The following is an 839-nucleotide window of genomic DNA, read 5'->3' as shown; positions in this document are numbered from 1 at the left end:
GAATGAACTCCTTGGAGCCCAGCACCAGCGGCTGGTCGTTGCCGGCGCCGCCGGCGAAAGCCTCGCCGTCGATCTTGCCGACATAGTCGATGCTGACCCGGTCGCCCTCGGCGGCCTTGCCGGCCTTCGGCTCGTAGCTGCGTGCCGATTCCGCGACGCGCTTGACCTGGTCGTCGATTTCCGAATCGGGAACGTCGAACACCTGCCGCGTCACCTTGATGTCGGAGAAATCCTTGATCTCTATCGCCGGAATGACCTCATAGTTGAGGCGGAATTCGAAGTCGGCGCCGCCGGCCAGGATCTTCTCGGCTTCCTTCTCGTCCTCGGTCATGATGACCTCGGGCTGCATGGCGGCTTTTTCGCCGCGCCCGGTGATGATGGAACGGGTCGAGTCGTTGAGGATCTCGTTGACCACTTCGGCCATGAACGACTTGCCATAGACCTTGCGCAGGTGCTGCACCGGCACCTTGCCCGGACGGAAGCCGTTGATGCGGACCTTGTCGCGGGCATCCGACAGCCGGGCCATCAGCTTGGCTTCCATATCACCGGCCGGCACGGTGATCTTGATCTCGCGCTTGAGACCGGAATTGAGTGTTTCGGTGACCTGCATCGTAAAACCTTTGTTTTCACCAATGAGACTGCCAAACGGCTCCCTGCCGTTCACAGCCTGCCGGTAATTCTTGCCGGGAATGGCTTTTGGTACGGAACCTGGCGATTTGACCGGAAATGCGGCTCAAACTCTCCCAAACTGCGTTCCAAAATGTGAATAAGTTCTTGTTTTTCCTACTTCTTATCACATTCTGCAGAAGCGGATCGTCGCGTCCCGTCACATTTGACAC

The 839-nt window shown here is 58.5% G+C and carries 1 protein-coding gene; it reads right to left on the bottom strand.

Features of this window, described 5'->3' with window-relative positions:
- Nucleotides 1-610: trigger factor (locus EOA36_RS36340; protein WP_281040121.1), on the bottom strand; the 610-nt coding region annotated here is incomplete at its 3' end.
- Between the last annotated feature and the right edge of the window lie 229 nt (nt 611-839).

The sequence above is a fragment of the Mesorhizobium sp. M8A.F.Ca.ET.021.01.1.1 genome, from assembly GCF_003998025.1.
Taxonomy (GTDB): Bacteria; Pseudomonadota; Alphaproteobacteria; order Rhizobiales; family Rhizobiaceae; genus Mesorhizobium.
The sequence above is the reverse complement of the archived record's forward strand: the minus strand, read 5'-3'. Positions and strand labels throughout refer to the sequence as shown.